The sequence below is a fragment of the Rhizobium sp. UBA1881 genome (assembly GCF_002338015.1).
In the GTDB taxonomy this organism is placed as follows: domain Bacteria; phylum Pseudomonadota; class Alphaproteobacteria; order Rhizobiales; family Rhizobiaceae; genus Rhizobium.
The window spans coordinates 14,714-28,575 of record NZ_DDHH01000191.1 but is presented as its reverse complement, the minus strand read 5'-3'; the positions used below and the strand labels follow the sequence as shown (position 1 = coordinate 28,575).

The 13,862-nt window shown below is 62.2% G+C and carries 12 protein-coding genes; 7 read left to right on the top strand and 5 right to left on the bottom strand.

The features are described 5' to 3' along the window. The first annotated feature begins 8 nt into the window (after nucleotides 1–8). Complete coding sequence (locus B3605_RS23505) at nucleotides 9–677, top strand: HAD-IA family hydrolase (protein WP_296436446.1); 669 nt, start codon at nucleotides 9–11, stop codon at nucleotides 675–677. 88 nt (nucleotides 678–765) lie between these two features. On the opposite strand, the gene B3605_RS23500 is transcribed toward B3605_RS23505, so the two are convergent. The 5 genes from B3605_RS23500 to B3605_RS23480 all read right to left on the bottom strand — a co-directional run bounded on the left by B3605_RS23500 (nucleotide 766) and on the right by B3605_RS23480 (nucleotide 6,466). Then, nucleotides 766–2,847 (bottom strand): carboxy terminal-processing peptidase, encoded by a 2,082-nt coding sequence (locus B3605_RS23500; RefSeq protein WP_112943494.1) that lies wholly within the window; start codon nucleotides 2,845–2,847, stop codon nucleotides 766–768. A gap of 171 nt (nucleotides 2,848–3,018) precedes the next feature. Continuing rightward, entirely contained in the window at nucleotides 3,019–3,801 is a 783-nt protein-coding gene (locus tag B3605_RS23495) for a 3-methyl-2-oxobutanoate hydroxymethyltransferase (RefSeq protein WP_112973042.1), read from the bottom strand. Next, nucleotides 3,798–4,826, bottom strand: a complete 1,029-nt coding sequence (locus B3605_RS23490) for a sterol desaturase family protein (protein ID WP_112973043.1) — start codon at nucleotides 4,824–4,826, stop codon at nucleotides 3,798–3,800. The genes B3605_RS23495 and B3605_RS23490 overlap by 4 nt, the downstream gene beginning before the upstream one ends. Before the next feature lie 67 nt (nucleotides 4,827–4,893). Further along, nucleotides 4,894–6,120: an NAD(P)/FAD-dependent oxidoreductase gene (locus B3605_RS23485; protein ID WP_296436417.1), complete on the bottom strand. Its 1,227-nt coding sequence runs from the start codon at nucleotides 6,118–6,120 to the stop codon at nucleotides 4,894–4,896. Between the two features lie 31 nt (nucleotides 6,121–6,151). After that, nucleotides 6,152–6,466 (bottom strand): MocE family 2Fe-2S type ferredoxin, encoded by a 315-nt coding sequence (locus tag B3605_RS23480; RefSeq protein ID WP_112943619.1) that lies wholly within the window; start codon nucleotides 6,464–6,466, stop codon nucleotides 6,152–6,154. A 145-nt stretch (nucleotides 6,467–6,611) separates the two neighbouring features. Here B3605_RS23480 and B3605_RS23475 point away from each other — a divergent pair, with 145 nt between their 5' ends. The 6 genes from B3605_RS23475 to B3605_RS23450 all read left to right on the top strand — a co-directional run bounded on the left by B3605_RS23475 (nucleotide 6,612) and on the right by B3605_RS23450 (nucleotide 13,851). Next, a complete protein-coding gene (locus B3605_RS23475) occupies nucleotides 6,612–7,613 on the top strand; it encodes a LacI family DNA-binding transcriptional regulator (protein WP_289727843.1) in 1,002 nt (333 codons plus the stop codon). A gap of 145 nt (nucleotides 7,614–7,758) precedes the next feature. Beyond that, nucleotides 7,759–8,769, top strand: coding sequence for a LacI family DNA-binding transcriptional regulator (locus tag B3605_RS23470; protein ID WP_112973045.1), 1,011 nt, complete (start codon nucleotides 7,759–7,761; stop codon nucleotides 8,767–8,769). A gap of 41 nt (nucleotides 8,770–8,810) precedes the next feature. After that, entirely contained in the window at nucleotides 8,811–10,049 is a 1,239-nt protein-coding gene (locus tag B3605_RS23465) for an ABC transporter substrate-binding protein (RefSeq protein ID WP_296436413.1), read from the top strand. 87 nt (nucleotides 10,050–10,136) lie between these two features. Continuing rightward, nucleotides 10,137–11,051: a carbohydrate ABC transporter permease gene (locus B3605_RS23460; RefSeq protein WP_112943500.1), complete on the top strand. Its 915-nt coding sequence runs from the start codon at nucleotides 10,137–10,139 to the stop codon at nucleotides 11,049–11,051. Continuing rightward, nucleotides 11,048–11,911 carry a carbohydrate ABC transporter permease gene (locus B3605_RS23455; RefSeq protein WP_112943501.1) on the top strand — a complete coding sequence of 288 codons (864 nt, stop codon included), beginning with the start codon at nucleotides 11,048–11,050 and terminating at the stop codon, nucleotides 11,909–11,911. Before B3605_RS23460 ends, B3605_RS23455 begins: the two co-directional genes overlap by 4 nt. Nucleotides 11,912–11,931: 20 nt before the next feature. Then, nucleotides 11,932–13,851 (top strand): glycoside hydrolase family 127 protein, encoded by a 1,920-nt coding sequence (locus B3605_RS23450; protein ID WP_296436409.1) that lies wholly within the window; start codon nucleotides 11,932–11,934, stop codon nucleotides 13,849–13,851. Nucleotides 13,852–13,862: the final 11 nt, after the last annotated feature.

Below are 13,862 nucleotides of genomic sequence, written 5' to 3'. Positions count from 1 at the left end.
GGGGGCTTGTGCCAGACGACATTATTTTCAATAGAGGCTTTTCAGCACTGCTGTTCGACATGGACGGCACGCTGCTTGATTCAACCGCCGTGGTCGAGAGGATCTGGGGCCGATGGGCGATCGATCACGGGATCGAACCCGGGCCGCTGATCCGCACGATCCACGGGATCAGGGCCGTGGACGTTCTCAAACGTCTCAACCTCACAGGCGTCGACCCCGTCGACGAGGCACGGCGCATCGAGGCCCAGGAGATGGAGGATGTCGAGGGCATAGTGCCAGTCGCCGGCGCGATACCGTTACTTAACAGCCTGCCACCGAAGCAGTGGGCGATCGTCACCTCGGCGCCGATTGAGCTGGCAAGGAAACGGCTTGCTGCCGCGGGTATCCCGATGCCTGAGGTGATCGTCAGCGGCGAGGATGTTGCGCGCGGCAAGCCGCATCCGGATTGCTATCTCCTGGGGGCGAAGCGGCTGGGGTTCGAACCCGGTGCGTGTCTGGCATTCGAGGATGCGCCCGCAGGCACCCGCGCTGCAGAAGCGGCGGGCTGCCCCGTCGTGCTGGTCACGGCAACCCACAGCACGCTCCACCCTTTGGGTCACATTGCCGTTCGAGATTACCTCGGGCTGAGATATTCCCGAGATGACGGCAAGATAAGCGTCTGGTTCAAGACGAACTAATCGAAACGCCGGCCTCAAACGAGACCGGTGCTAACGTTTCATCTTCGGCGCACTGTATCGCGACGCGCCGACGTCTGTCATGGCAGCCCTATCGAGCGCCCGCTTGCAAGCCGGCCGCGTCGGAAAGGATCGCGGTGGCTTCGTTTAAGAGAACGTCTTTCGCCTTCTTGCGGGCATTTTCCAGCGCGATGTCGGCCGTGAGGCTACGCTCGTTGGATTGCAGGCCGTCGTCGTTGGTGGTGTCGACGCCATCGTCCAACTGGGCGCGAGACTTCAGCCGATTTTCGCGCGCTGTCAGCTCCTTGCGGCGGTCGGCTTCGTTGAGCGAGATCACGCCCTTGTCGCGCTGCGCCTTCAATTCGGCAACGTCTTCGATAAGACGCTGGAAGTCCGGGTCGCTTTCCACGCGCTTGTCGTGAAGGGCCTGCAGCTTAGGCAGCTCGACCTTGAGGTTGCCAGCCTGCTTGTAGCGGGCGGGCTTGATCTGCGTCCAGGGGAGCGCGTTGTCGTAGCTGGTTTCGCCGAAGGTCTTCGGGTCGGAGAGGCCGGGCAGGGCGATGTCGGGGGTCACGCCGCGCAGCTGCGTCGTGCCGCCGTTGACGCGGAAGAACTGGGCGATCGTCAGCTTCAGCTCGCCGAATTTCGGTTTGTCGTTGCGCGCCACCTGGTCGAGGTTGACCACGGTCTGCACGGTGCCCTTGCCGAAGCTCGGCTCGCCGATGATCACGCCACGGCCATAGTCCTGGATGGCGGCCGCGAAGATCTCGGAAGCGGAGGCTGAGCCGCGATTGATCAGAACGCCGACGGGGCCGGTCCATGCCGGTGTCGGCAGATCGTCGCTTTGAACCTCGACCTTGCCATCGGCGCCGCGCTGCTGAACCACCGGGCCCTTGCCGACGAACAGGCCGGTGAGGTCGATCGCTTCGGCAAGCGAACCGCCGCCATTGTTGCGCAGGTCGATCAGCACGCCGTCGACATTGTCCTGCTTGAGCTCGGTCAGCAGCTTGGCGACGTCGCGGCTGGCGCTTCTGTAGTCCTTGTCGCCCTTGCGGCGGGCTTCGAAGTCTTCGTAGAAGGCCGGCAGCGTGATCACGCCGATCTTGCGGGTGACGTCGCCATCCTTGACCGGGAGAACGGTCTTCTTGGCCGCCTGCTTTTCGAGGCTGATCTTGTCGCGCACGAGACTGATGACGCGATGACCGCCATCGGCGCCGGCATCGGCGGGCAGGATATCCAGGCGGACGATCGAATCCTTCTCGCCGCGGATCAACTGCACGACTTCATCGAGGCGCGTGCCCATCACTTCCTTGATCGGGCCGTCGGCGCCCTGGCCGACACCGGTGATACGGTCGCCGACCGCGAGCTTGCCGGAAAGCTGCGCCGGGCCACCCGGAACGAGTTCGCGGATCGTCGTGTAATCGTCGCGCTCCTGCAGCACCGCGCCGATGCCAACCAGCGAGAGCTTCATCGAGATATCGAAATCGGCCGATGCGGTGGCGCCGAAGTAATCGGTATGCGGATCGATCGACGTCGAATAAGCGTCCATGAAGGACTGGAAGACGTCGTCGCTCTTGTACTTATAGGCGCGCTCGAGCGCGTTCTTGTAACGCTTGTCGAGCGTGTCGCGAATAGTGGCTTCGGTCTGGCCTCCGAGCTTCAGCCGGAGCCAATCGGCCTTCACCCGCTTGCGCCAGAGATCGTTGCTCTCGGCCTCGGATTGCGGCCAGGGTTTGTCGTCGCGCACCAGCGCGTAGTCTTCCTGCGCGGTGAAATCGAAGCCCTTTTTCAGGAGATCGCGGGCATAGGTCATGCGATCGACAATGCGCTGCTCGTAGACATTGAAGATCGAAAAGGGAAGCTTGAGGTCTTCTTTCTTGATGGCGTCGTCGATCTTGGTGCTATCGGCCATGAAGGTGTTAATGTCCGACTGCAGGAAAATCATCCGATCCGGATCGAGCGACTTGATGAAGCGATCCATGATCTTGACGGAGAGGCTATCGTCGAGCGCGACCGGCCGATAGCTGTAGCGCGTCAGAAACTGCGCGCTCAGCTGCGCTGCCTGCTCCTGCTGCTTTTGCGGCGCCAGAACCGGCACCGGTCCCATGTCCAGTGCATGGGCCGTGGGCGCAATCGCCAGGAAAATGCCGAGGAAACCGTATTTAATGCGCATCAAGCTGTGATCCAATTCCGACTGCTCGCGTTTGTCTACATTCTAGGTGGAGCAATTATGGTTTTTTAGCAACCGGGTTGATTGGACGGATAAACGCTGACGCCGATATCATCTACAACTTTTGGTGAGATCGGTTGTGAAGGCAGACGGTGTTCACGCCGGCCGGCCGCCTCAAACGAGCGTCTTGGCGGCTACCAGGACCTCTTTATCCACATGAACCTCATGGCGGGTCTCGGGATATTTTCGGTCACGAACATCCTCGGCGAATGTCCGGAAAGCGTTCACGCGCAGATCCTGCAGGCGCGCCTCTTCCGCCGCCAGATCGGCATATTGCTTGGCATGGCGCGGCACGCGGCTGATGCCTGTACCTAGCACGTCGCAGGAGAACAGATATTGGGCGTCGCAGACCGCGCCGCAGCCCATTCCAATCGTGATCAGCGGCGTCGAGCGCGTGATCCACTCGGCTATCGCCACGGGGACAACCTCCATCTCGACCGCCCAGGCGCCGGCCTGCTCATAGTCCTTCACGCGACGATAGATCGATGCCGCCTCCTCAGGCGTCTTGCCGATCGAGCGGAAATTCGTCCACGTGGCCCAGCGCGGCACGAGACCGACATGGCCGCTGACGGGAATGCCCTCCTTGGCCATCGCTTCCAGCAGGCGCAGCGAGCCGGCGAAGTAGAGGCAGCTGGCGCCTAGATCGAGCGCGCGAAAGCCTTCGCGGATGGCGCTCGATTCGTCATGAATGGCGCCCTGCACATGGGCTGCCTGGATGAAGGCGGTGGGGGCTGCCTTGCGTATCCGGGGAAGCTGCTCGTCCACCTCGCAGGTGAACATCTCGATGCCGGCCTCGGCGGCTGCCGCTGCCTCCGCCGGGCTATCGACATGCATGGTTAGGAATTGACGCTTGCCCTTGAGCGCGCGCAGATCGGCTACGGTCAATGCACGGGTCATGCCTTGTTGCCTTCCTGCGCTTCCTTGCGAGCGTTCTCGCGTTGCAGCTTCTTCTGCCAGCGCGCGTTCATCGCTTCGTCGCCATCCGTGGTGCCGTCGTGCCAGGTGCCGAACCACTTGTCGAACGGGATCAGGCCGTCGGCATAGTTCACCTCGAAATACTTGTGGTGGAGGTAGTGGGCATAGGCGTGGGTATCGAGCCCGCCTTCCTCGCCCGCCTCGATCTTGTCGAAGCCGACATGGCCGACCACCGCGCCGAGCGCCAGCGAATGCAGATTGTAGATGGCGACCAGTGGATGCGAGAAGATCACCAGATGGATCAGTGCTTCACCGAAGAAGAGCAGGTGCTCGACCGGGTGCATGGCAAGCGATGACCAGGGAGACGGATTGACCGAGTTGTGGTGCACCGAATGCACGAATTTGTAGAGTGCTGGAATGTGCAGCGCGCGGTGGATCGCGAAGAAGTAGGCTTCGTGGAACACTGGCACGAAGAGCACGATGCAGGCAAGCCAAACCGGATTGTCCTGGAACGTCGCCATCGGCACGTAGTTGTTGGCGAATGCCCAGAGCGTCACGACCTCGATCGCGGTCCAGATCGTGACACCGGTGCCGACGCCGCGAATGATGCTGTCATAGGCCTGCGAGCCGAATAGAAAGACGGTGTTCTTCTTGTCGGCCGGGAAATTCGGATTGTACTTGAAGCGGTTTTCCTGGCGGCGAAGCTTGTAGAGCCGCAGCTCGATCACGCCGTAGAACAGGAAGAATGCCGCGAGGTTGCGCGCGAAGATGAGCGCGATCCAGCCGACGGAGAAGGTCTTCGTCGTCTCTGTCCCCGGCGTCAGGAAAAACCAGAAGATCGCCGCGGTGACCATGAAGAAGGCGTTCCACGGAAAGAAGTAGTTCGGCAGCCACTTCAGGAATTTCAGTGGGTTTGGCGGCAGCACGAAGACCGGCGCCGGCGTCAGCACGCCATCAGGCGTCCAATGGCCTCTCTTGTCTCTCTTGCCGAATTTTGAATCGTCCATGACTTGCCTCCCGCATGCGTCATTGATGTTTCGAATGCTTTATCTGCCGGCATCGGTCGCGCTGCGATCAGGCTGCCAGCAGCGACTTCAGCTTGACGTCGGCCTGCGCGAGCGCCGCCGGATCGACGGTCTTGCCCGAGGCGATCAGCATTTCCGCCAACCGGATGTCGCGGGCGATGCCATTGCCTGGACCGATTCCGCTCGCCGAAAGCAATCGCCCGTCGGCACCGATCTGGAAGATGATGAAGGCGCCCCCGCCAACCTCTCGCCGAACCGAGGTGACGGCCCCTTCTGCAAGGCCGGTCACCTGAAGCGTCAGCTCGTATTGATCCGACCAGAACCACGGCACGGCGGTGATCCGCTCGTCCGCACCCATGAGATTGGCCGCCGCGAGCATCGCCTGCTCCTGGGCGCTCCGCCAGGATTCGAGCCGAACGCGCCTTCCGCCATAAACGGGAATGGGGAAGGAGCAGCAGTCACCGGCGGCGAAAATGTCGGGGTCGGAGGTCCTGAGGTGACCATCCACCATGATGCCGTTTTCGATCGCCAGCCCCGCTTTTTCCGCGAGCTCGACATTCGGGATCGAGCCGATGCCGATCACCGCGATGTCGGCGCCGATCGTTCGCCCGCCGGCCAGGCCAATCGAGACGCCGTCGGCACCGATCTCGAAGGTCTCGATCCGGCTCGCGCACAGGATTTCCACGCCCGCCGCCTCGTGGCGCGAGGCGACCGCGTGGGCGATATCCTCGGGCGCGCCGCGCGAGAGGATGCGTGGCAGGCCCTCGATCAGGGTGACGGTGGCGCCAAGGCCACGAGCGATGGCCGCGAGCTCGAGGCCGATGAAGCCGCCGCCGACGATGGCGAGCCGGCTGCCCTCATGCAGATGCCGCTTGATCGCCAGCGCATCGGCATGGGTGCGAAGCGTCAGTACGCGCTCGGAGCGTTCGGCGATGCCGGGGAGCGGACGTGGCCGCGCGCCGGTCGCAAGCAGCAGCTTGTCATAGGCGAGCGTCGTTCCGTCCGAGAGTTCGACGGTCTTGTTCGAACGATCGATCCCGATCGCGTCGGCGCCCAGGCGAACGTCGATACCGCGTTCCTTGTAGCCATCGGCATCCATGATGAACTTCGGATCGGCGCCCTTGAGGATCCCGTTCTTCGACAGCGGCGGCCGCTCGTAAGGGTGGAGTGCTTCCGCGCCCACTAGCATGATCGCGCCGTCGAAATTGCGCTCGCGCAGCTGCAGCGCGGCACGTCCGCCGCATTCGCCACCGCCGATGATAACGATAGAGGACATGGCTGTCTCCATACTACCGGTTCGCTGGGTGTCAGGCGGGGATGGCGAGCAGGACTTCGCCCGCTTCGATCTTCGCCTGGTAGGTGTTGAGGCTTTTGCAGGCCGGCGGCCGGCGCGGCGTGCCGGTGCGATAGTCGAAGGCCCCCGAATGCTTGGGACATTCGATCTCGTAGTCCATTACTAGCCCGTCGGCGAGGTGGATGGCCTCGTGCGAGCAAAGGCCGTCGGTGCAGAACACCTCGTCCTCGGGAGAACGATAAACCGCGTAAGTGCGACCGCCATGGTCGAAGCGTATGACGCCTTCCTGCTCGATGTCGTCAAGACGACAGGCTGATACCCAGCTCATGATGTGCCTCCCTTCACTCCTCCAGACATCACTAAATATCGGTCCGCGCCCACCACGGCGCAACGCCGATATTGACGCAAATGCATCATTCACTAAGCTCACGAATGAGGAGCAAGGGAGGATGTTCGTGGCGAGAAAGCCGAGCATGGATGACGTAGCGGCGGCGGCCGGCGTCAGCCGCATCACTGTCGACCGTGTGCTGAATGGCCGCGGCGGCGTCAAGCCGAAGACCGAGCAGCTGGTCATCGAGACGGCGAGGGCGCTCGGCGTCGACCGCGCGCTCACGATGATGCCGACGCGCATCCTCCGCATCGGCGTGGTGCTGCAGAACAATGTGAATTCCTATTACGTGAAGCTGCGCGAAGGCTTCATCCGTTCGGCGCAGCAATACAAGCGCTACAACATCCGCATCACCTTCTGGTATTTCGAGCAGATCAAGGCTGAAGCCGCAATCAAGACGCTGGCGAAGGCCGCAGCCGAATGTGACGGCCTCGTCGTCATCCTGTTCGATGACCCTGATGTGACCGCGATGGTGGATCAGCTGTCGCGCAAGCTCCCCATCGTGACCGTCGCCTCCGACCTGCCGGGCACCGGCCGGATCGGCTATGTCGGCTCGAACGCCGTTCAGGAGGGGCGCACGGCGGGCGCGCTTATGGGGCGTTTTCTCGGTGATACCGGCGGCGACGTGGTCGTCATCGTCGGCCTTTACCAACTGCTGGAGCACGACCAGCGCGAAATGGGCTTCCGCGACATCTTGGGCCGGGACTATCCGAACTGCCGGGTGGTCGAGACGTTTCAGAGCTACGAACAGGAGAACATCCGCAAGGATTTCCGCACGCTCCTTCGCCGCCACGCCGCGCTGCGAGGCGTCTACAACATGTCGGTGGGCAACCCTGTGCTCGCCGAAGAACTGAAGGCGATCGGTAAGGACCAGTCCGTCTGTGTGATCACCCATACGGTGACGCCGGAGCGGGTGGAGTTGATGGATGACGGTGTCGTCGATGCGATCATCGACCGTGAACCTTTTCTGGAGGCGCGGCGCGCAATCGAAATCCAGCTCCACAACGCCGGCCGTTTTGCCGAAGACGACATAACGCCGCCGCAGCGGCCGCGGATTTTCCTGCGCGAGAATGTCCGCTTCGAGTAATCGTATCGCGAGATCGCCGGTGGTTCCCCAAGTGTCAAGCGCTGCCTGAGCGCCGAAATCAGGAAAATGATGAGAAAACGTTTTCTCACGTTGACTTTGCATTTGGGAAACGCTTTTCTCACTTCCGAGAGAAGGAGGAGATTGCGTGGTCGCTCGGAGCAACCGTGTCACAATTCATGACGTCGCCAAGGCTGCGGGCGTCAGCGTTTCGACTGTATCGAAGGCGCTGAACGATACCGGCCGGATGGCGCTGGAGACACGCGAGAAGATCAAGTCGATCGCGGCCGACGTCGGCTTCCGGCCGAATGCACTGGCCCGCAGCCTGCTATTCAACAGAAGCTTCACCGTGGGGCTGCTCACCAACGATACCTATGGTCGCTTTACCCTGCCGCTGATGTCGGGGATTTCGGAGGCGCTGGTCGATCATGGTGTCTCGGTCTTTCTCTGCGCGATCGAGGATGATCCAGTACTCGCCAAGGTTCATGTCGACGCCATGCTGGACAAGCAGGTGGATGGCATCATCGCGACGGGCAAGCGGGTCGACAGGTCTCTCCCGGTCGATCTCGCTGGCCTGCCGGTGCCCGTCGTTTATGCCTTCACCGAGGGCGTGCCGGGAAGCGTGATCCTGACGGCGGATGATTCCGACGGCGCGCGGCTCGCCGTCGAGAGGCTTCGCGAGGTCGGCCGCAAAAGCATCGTCCATGTGACCGGTCCCGACAGTTTCGTCTCGGCCGTGGAGCGAGCCGATGCCTTTCGCCAGGCCGTCGCTCCGGATGCGCTCGTCATGCACGGAACGTGGACGGAGGCCTGGGGGCATGAGGCCGTCGCCATTCTTTGGGGTGGCGACAACGAAACGCCGGACGGCATCTTCTGCGGCAACGACCAGATCGCGAGAGGCGTGGTGGATGCCTTGCGCGAACGAGGCGTCCGTGTGCCCGAGGATGTGTCGATCATCGGTTTCGACAACTGGGAGATCTTCGCCGACCAGACGCGGCCGGCGCTGACGACGGTCGACATGAATTTGAAGGAGCTCGGTCGAACGGCCGGTCTGACGATCTTGGATCTTGCCGAAGGACGGGCTGTGGAGGCCGGACTGCGCAAGCTTCCATGCAAGCTGGTTGTTCGCCAGTCCTGTGGTGGAGACCGGGAAATCTAACGGGAGGCGGGGCGCGTTTGCCCCATGATTTGGAGGAAATCATGCATAAGAGAATGCTTGCAGCGACGGCTTTGCTGTCAATATGCCTTTGCTCGGCGGCATCGGCCGAAACCGTCAGCATGTGGGTGCGTTCGGGCAGCGGCGGCGGCGCCTTCAAGGCGGTCATCGACGCCTATAACGCGGCCAATCCCGACAAGGTCGAACTCACCGAAATCCCGTCGGACCAGATGGTCCAGAAATATGCGACGGCGGTTGCCGGCGGTCAGGCGCCCGACGCGATCTCGCTTGACCTGATCTACACTCCGTCCTTTGCGTCCGCCGGCCAGCTCGAAGACTTGACCGATTTCGCCAAGTCGCTCAACTATTTCAACGCGCTGGCCCCCGCTCACGTCAAACAGGGTACCTATGAAGGCAAGGTCTACGGCTTGCCGCTCTTGGTCGAGACCTCCGTCTTCGCATGGAACAAGGGCCTCTACAAGAAGGCCGGGCTCGACCCCGAGAAGGCGCCGACGTCATGGGAAGAGATCACCGCCAATGCCGAGAAAATCCGCAAGCTCGGTGGCGATGACTACGGTTTCTATTTCTCGGGCGGTGGCTGTGGCGGCTGCATGATCTTCACCTTCGCGCCCCTCGTTTGGGGTGCGGGCGCGGATATCCTGTCTGAGGATGGAAAGACCGCGGCACTGGATACTCCCCAGATGCGAAAGGCCGTCGACGACTATCGTGCGATCGTCAAGTCGGGCGCCGTACCTGCCAGTGCCGCGACCGATAACGGCGTGGACTTCCTGAAGTTCCTCGGTGGCAAGATCGGCCAGCAGAGCCTTGGTGCGTTTGCCATCGGCACGATGATCACGCAGCATCCGGAGCTCGACTTCGGCGTGACGATGATCCCCGGCGTCGACGGCAAGCCGTTCTCCTTTGCCGGCGGCGACAACATCGTCGTTACCAAGGGCACGCCGCATGTCAGCCAGATCCAGAAGTTCCTGGAGTTCGTCTATTCCGAGGAGGGACAGACGATCATGGCCAAGAATGGCAGCCTGCCGACGCGCACCGATATCGCCGAGCAGGTCCTGAAGGGACAGGATCCGCGCCTGCTCGTGGCCGCCGATGCGATCAAGGTCGCCAAGACGCCCTACACGCTGCAGTTCAACGATCTGATCAACAGTCCGAACAGCCCGTGGTCGCAGTTCATCAATGCCGCGATGTTCGGCGATGACGTCGACGGCGCCTTCGCCAACGGCCAGGCCGACATGCAGTCGATCATCGACAGCGCGCAATGATCTGAGCTTAAGGGTCGGGATCATCAGGCGGTCCCGACCCGACACATCGCAATCGCTCGCCATTTCACAAACTGAACGAGATCAAAGATGACGACTGAAATCATCTCCGTCTCTCCGAAGCGCAGGCGGCGGCGGAGAGGGGGCTGGCGGGGCCTTGCCTATATCGCGCCCGCAATCGCCCTGGTGACCGTGTTCTTCGTGCTGCCGCTCCTCTTCACCGTGTGGATGAGCCTGCACCGCTGGCCGCTCATGGGATCGCCGCGCTGGATCGGCATCGGCAATTACACGCGAATGTTCAACGACCCGCGTTTTTGGACATCGCTTGGCTTCACCGCACAATACACGCTGGTGGTCACGATCGCGATTTTCGCGCTGGCGTTTCCGCTTGCCTTCTTCGTCGACAAGCCGCGCCGCTTTGTGTCGGGCTATCGCACCATCATCTTCCTCCCCGTCGTCATCGGCCTTGCATCGGCATCGCTTCTGTGGGTCTGGCTCGCCAATGTCGATAGCGGCCTGTTCTCGCCCGTCTTCGAAATGCTCGGCCTTACCCAGGGGCGACGCAACCTGCTTGCGACCTTCGACAGCGCCTTCCTGACGATCATCGTCATGGTCGTGTGGAAGGTCGCCGGCTTCACGATGATCATTCTTCTGACCGGGCTGCAGGGCATTCCGTCGGAGCTGACGGAGGCCGCGCGCATCGATGGCGCCGGCGCCTGGCAGCGCTTTCGCCACCTGACGCTGCCCTTGATGCGCAGGACGATGGCGCTCGCGCTCATCCTGTCGGTCACCGGTTCGATCCTCGCCTTCGACCAGTTCTACATCATGACATCAGGTGGACCGCAAAACCGCATGATCTCGATCGTCTACTACATCTTCAACCAGTCCTTCGTGTCGTTCAATCTCGGCTATGGCGCGGCTCTTTCCATCGCGCTGCTCGTCATCCTGGTGGCGCTCAGCATCGTGCAGCTGTGGCTGCTGAAAGTTGGGGAGGATCGTCCATGACCGGCCGCACAGCCCTTCGCGCCCGCCGCAATGCAAGGCGGGCCACGAGCTATCACGTCGCCGGTGCCGCGATCGTCGTGTTCTTCCTGGCGCCGTTTGCGATCATGCTCATGTCCTCGTTCCGCCCGCGCAGCGAAACCGCGCTACCGCCATGGCCGCTCACCGGCATCAGTCAATTCAGCGTCGACGCCTACAGGACGCTCGACACATTCGGTGCCGGCATCTGGCACCACATGTTCAACTCGCTGATCGTGTCCGTCGCGACGGTGGTGCTCACGGTGGCGATCAGCCTGCTCGCCGGCTACGGCTTCTCGCGCTACCGGTTTCCGTTCAAGAACGTGCTGTTCATCCTGATCATCGCGACCTTGATGATCCCGTTCCAGTCGATCCTGACGCCGCTCTTCATCATCCTCTCGCGGCTGGGGCTCAACAATTCGCTGCTCGGACTGACGCTCGTCTACGTCACGTTGCAGCTGCCCTTCTCCGTGTTCATGATGCGCAATGCGTTCGACGCGGTGCCCAAGGAGATCGAGGAAGCCGCCCGCATCGATGGCGCGCGCGATCTCGGCCTGCTTGCCCGCGTGCTGTTTCCGCTGGTGCTGCCGGGTGTCGTCACCGTCGCGATCTTCGCCTTCCTCAATGCCTGGAACGAGTTTTTCGCCGCACTCGTGCTTCTGTCCAGCAACGAGAAATTCACGCTGCCGGTGCTGATGACCGCCGTGCGCTCATCCAGAATGGGCGCCATCGATTGGGGCGCGGTGCAAGCCGGCGTCGTCGTCATGGTCATCCCCTGCCTACTCGTCTTCCTGCTTCTGCAACGCTTCTACATGCGCGGCCTGATGGCCGGCGCCGTCAAGTAATCCAAAGGAGAATTTGAGAAATGACTACCGAAAACAAGAGCCAGTTCCGCCCGGTCGCCGTTCCCGATGTCCAGCTCAACGGCTTCTGGGGCAAGTGGCAGGATGCGGTGTGCGATTCCACGGCGGCGATCCTGCTAGATCGCTGCGAAAAGGCCGGCATGATCCAGGCGATCGACGTCAACCAGCCAAGCCCCGGCGTCGTCATTCCGATCGACGAGAAGTGGACCGGCTCGACGCAGATGTTCTGGGATTCCGATCTCGGCAAGTCGATCGAGACCATCGCCTATTCGCTCTACCGCAAGCCGAATGCCGAGCTTGAGGCGCGCGCCGACGCCATCATCGACATGTATGAAAAGCTGCAGCAGGAAGATGGCTATGTGAACGCCTGGTTCCAGCGCGTGCAGCCCGGCAAGCGCTGGACCAACCTGCGCGATCACCACGAACTCTATTGCGCCGGCCATCTCATGGAAGCTGCCGTTGCCTATTACCAGGCAACCGGCAAGCGCAAGCTGCTCGACATCATGTGCCGCTATGCCGACCACATGATCACGGTCTTCGGCCACGGCGAAGGCCAGATCCCAGGCTATTGCGGCCACCAGGAGGTGGAGCTCGCGCTGGTGAAGATGGCGCGTGTCACCGGCGAGCAGAAGTATCTCGACCTTTCCAAGTTCTTCATCGACGAGCGCGGCAAAGAGCCTCACTTCTTCACCACTGAGGCCATCCGCGGCGGCCGCGATCCGAAGGACTATGTGCACAAGACCTATGAATACAGCCAGGCGCATGAACCCGTGCGCGAGCAGGAGAAGGTCGTCGGCCATGCCGTGCGCGCCATGTACCAGTATTCCGGCATGGCCGACATCGCCACCGAATACCATGACGACACGCTGACCAATGCGCTGGAGACGCTGTGGGACGACCTGACGGTCAAGCAGATGTACGTCACCGGCGGCATCGGCCCGGCGGCGAGCAACGAGGGCTTCACCGACTATTACGACCTGCCCAACGACACCGCCTATGCCGAAACATGCGCCTCCGTCGGCCTCGTCTTCTGGGCAAGCCGCATGCTTGGCCGAGGCCCGAACCGCCGCTATGCCGACGTCATGGAGCAGGCGCTCTATAACGGCGCGCTCACCGGCCTTGCGCTCGACGGCAAGACCTTCTTCTACGACAACCCGCTCGAGAGCACCGGCAAGCATCATCGCTGGGTCTGGCATCGTTGCCCCTGCTGCCCGCCCAACATCGCCCGCCTCGTTGCCTCCGTCGGCTCCTACATGTACGCCGTCGCCGACAACGAGATCGCCGTTCACCTCTATGGTGAAAGCAGCGTCAAGGCGAAGCTCAAGGGCGGCAACGTCAAGCTGACGCAGCACACGGATTATCCGTGGAATGGCGATATCCGCATCGACGTGGATGTCGACGGCACGGCCGAATTCGGCCTCGCGCTGCGCATTCCCGAATGGGCCGAGGGCGCCTCGCTGAAGGTGAATGGCGAGACGGTCAATCTGGCCTCGTCGGTCATCGACGGCTATGCGCGGCTCAACCGCGCCTGGAAGAAGGGTGATGTCATCGCGCTCGATCTTCCGCTGGAGCTTCGCCCGCAATACGCCTCGCCGAAGGTCCGCCAGGACGTCGGCCGTGTCGCGCTCGCTCGCGGCCCGCTGATCTACTGCGTCGAGGAAACCGACAACGGCCACGATCTCAACGCCTTCGTCGTCCCGCAGAAACTCGCCGGTCACCGCACGAAGACGATCGAAGGGCTCAATGGCGCGGTTGCGGTCGAGCTCGACGTCTCCAGGGAAGATGCCAGCGGCTGGAACGGTTCGCTCTATCGCACCCGCCCAGCCGAGCAGGTGCCGGCAACCGTCACGCTCGTGCCCTATCATCTCTGGGACAACCGCGAGCCGGGCGCCATGCTGGTCTGGCTCCAGACCGGGAAGTAGGCCGATGGTCC

Excerpts from the sequence above, each read along its gene's own strand:
- B3605_RS23500 (WP_112943494.1), bottom strand. The coding sequence starts at position 2,847 with ATGCGCATTAAATACGGTTTCCTCGGCATTTTCCTGGCGATTGCGCCC.
- B3605_RS23495 (WP_112973042.1), bottom strand. The coding sequence starts at position 3,801 with ATGACCCGTGCATTGACCGTAGCCGATCTGCGCGCGCTCAAGGGCAAG.
- B3605_RS23490 (WP_112973043.1), bottom strand. The coding sequence starts at position 4,826 with ATGGACGATTCAAAATTCGGCAAGAGAGACAAGAGAGGCCATTGGACG.
- B3605_RS23485 (WP_296436417.1), bottom strand. The coding sequence starts at position 6,120 with ATGTCCTCTATCGTTATCATCGGCGGTGGCGAATGCGGCGGACGTGCC.
- B3605_RS23480 (WP_112943619.1), bottom strand. The coding sequence starts at position 6,466 with ATGAGCTGGGTATCAGCCTGTCGTCTTGACGACATCGAGCAGGAAGGC.
- B3605_RS23475 (WP_289727843.1), top strand. The coding sequence starts at position 6,612 with ATGGATGACGTAGCGGCGGCGGCCGGCGTCAGCCGCATCACTGTCGAC.
- B3605_RS23465 (WP_296436413.1), top strand. The coding sequence starts at position 8,811 with ATGCATAAGAGAATGCTTGCAGCGACGGCTTTGCTGTCAATATGCCTT.
- B3605_RS23460 (WP_112943500.1), top strand. The coding sequence starts at position 10,137 with ATGACGACTGAAATCATCTCCGTCTCTCCGAAGCGCAGGCGGCGGCGG.
- B3605_RS23455 (WP_112943501.1), top strand. The coding sequence starts at position 11,048 with ATGACCGGCCGCACAGCCCTTCGCGCCCGCCGCAATGCAAGGCGGGCC.
- B3605_RS23450 (WP_296436409.1), top strand. The coding sequence starts at position 11,932 with ATGACTACCGAAAACAAGAGCCAGTTCCGCCCGGTCGCCGTTCCCGAT.